Here is a 1,846-nt window from a genome sequence, read left to right as displayed (position 1 = left end):
GTAATAGCTGCTGCTGTCGGGGAAGCCGGCATTCAAAATCGCCTGGGTCACCGGTGCGCCTTTCGCCAGCGCGTCACGCAAACGCCTGACGCGCCAGGACTGCTGCCACGCTTTCGGCGTCATGCCCGTCGTAGCTTTAAACAGACGATGTAGATGAAACGGGCTCATCGCCACTTGCTGGGCTAAAGCCTCCAGCGTGAGCGGCGACTCCTGCTCTAACAGCTGGCACGCCAGGCTAATCTTCTCCAGCCGCTGCTGCTGCGCGTTGACTTTATCCGGCTGACAGCGTTTGCAGGGACGAAACCCTGCCGCTAACGCCTGCCCGGCATCGGCAAAGAAACGGACATTTTTACGCAGCGCATGTTTAGCCCGACATGACGGTCGACAAAAGATACCCGTGGTCTGTACGGCAAAAACAAACTGACCGTCAGCGTCCGCATCACGCTGTAACACAGACTGCCAACGGTCCTCATCGGTTACGCGTTGAAGATTATTCATAATGGACTCCTTTGTTAAGCATAGTGCTTAGCCTCAGTGTGTCCGCATTGCAGGGCGTAAAAACCTGCAATCTTGCTTTTTAATTTTTATCGCTGACCAGAAAGCTTTCGAACTGCGGCGACATCCAGGTTTTAAACCCCTCGCCTTCTTTGACAATCATATAGACAGCCAGCCCTTCACGACGCACCACCTCTTTGGCTTTATCCGTGCCGAGCACCATCAGCCCAGTATCCCAGCCGTCGGCTTCCAGTGCCGTAGGCGCAATCACCGTCACCGAGACCAGATTATGCTCAATTGGCCGACCGGTTTGCGGATCGATAACATGCGACAGACGCTTTCCGTCCAGTTCGTAATAATTGCGATAACTGCCGGACGTGCTGATGCCATGACCGTTAATATCTACAACCGCCTGCACCGCGTTTTCCCGATCTGTGGGTTTCTGGATCGCTACTCGCCACGGACGTCCCTCGGCGTTCATCCCCCGGCTGTTCAGCGCCCCACCAACGGACACCAGATAGCGGGCGATCCCCTCCTGCTCCATCAGTCGGGCCAGATGATCGGCAGCATAACCTTCACCAACGGTAGAGAGATCGACATACAGATCCGCTAGATCTTTCTGCAGATAGTTCTGCCGCGTGTCATTGATTACGCTCAGGTGCTGCAGCCCGGTTTGTGCTTTTGCGGCATCAATTTGTGCCTGCGTGGGGATATGCACCGGCTGCTTGTCCGGACCAAATCCCCACAGGTTAACCAACGGGCCGACGGTGATGTCCATCGCGCCATCGGTTTTCGCGCCAATACGTAGCGCCGAGGTGATGATATCCGCCATGGCATCGTTGACCGGCCAGGGCGACAGGCTTTTCGACAAGTTAAAACGCATCAGCGCAGAATCGTTTTTATAGGTAGAGAGCAGCTGATCGTCAGCATCAAGCTGCGTCTGGATCTTGACCCGCAGTTCTTCGGCGCGTTTAGCATCAACGTTCACCACGCTAACCCGCCAGAAGGTGCCCATCGTTTTGCCTTCCAGTAAGGTGGCCGCAGGCGGTGTGGTCTGAACCGGCTTTGGTGCGTTATCGCAGCCGACAAAAAAGATCGTCACAGCCAACAGGGCTGCGCGGCAAAAATTCATATCCATACGTGATTATCCTCATGCGAACGGACGCAAGAGTACACCAAAAAGGGTTGCCTGTACGCCGGAATAACGGCATTAAAAAAGGCCCCGCAGGGCCTTTTAATAACAATGAACGCAGATTAGAACTGGTAAACCAGACCCAGCGCTACGATATCATCGGTAGAGATACCCGCATCACGGGTGAAGTTGTTGTCATCCAGCAGGTTGATTTTGTAA

The 1,846-nt window shown here is 54.5% G+C and carries 3 protein-coding genes; all 3 read right to left on the bottom strand.

Annotated features, from left to right (window positions below; genetic code table 11):
- Positions 1–498: Ada metal-binding domain-containing protein (locus FDW95_RS23560; RefSeq protein ID WP_249358948.1), on the bottom strand; the 498-nt coding region annotated here is incomplete at its 3' end.
- 79 nt (positions 499–577) lie between these two features.
- The gene (gene apbE, locus FDW95_RS07320; protein ID WP_115257943.1) at positions 578–1,633 is read right to left on the bottom strand and encodes an FAD:protein FMN transferase ApbE; all 1,056 of its coding nucleotides are present in this window, start codon (positions 1,631–1,633) and stop codon (positions 578–580) included.
- Between the two features lie 116 nt (positions 1,634–1,749).
- The coding region (locus FDW95_RS07310) for a porin (protein WP_137363461.1) at positions 1,750–1,846 on the bottom strand (97 nt) is incomplete at its 5' end.

This window comes from Citrobacter sp. wls718, assembly GCF_005280945.1.
GTDB classification, from domain to species: Bacteria; Pseudomonadota; Gammaproteobacteria; order Enterobacterales; family Enterobacteriaceae; genus Citrobacter; species Citrobacter gillenii.
The sequence above is the reverse complement of the archived record's forward strand: the minus strand, read 5'-3'. Positions and strand labels throughout refer to the sequence as shown.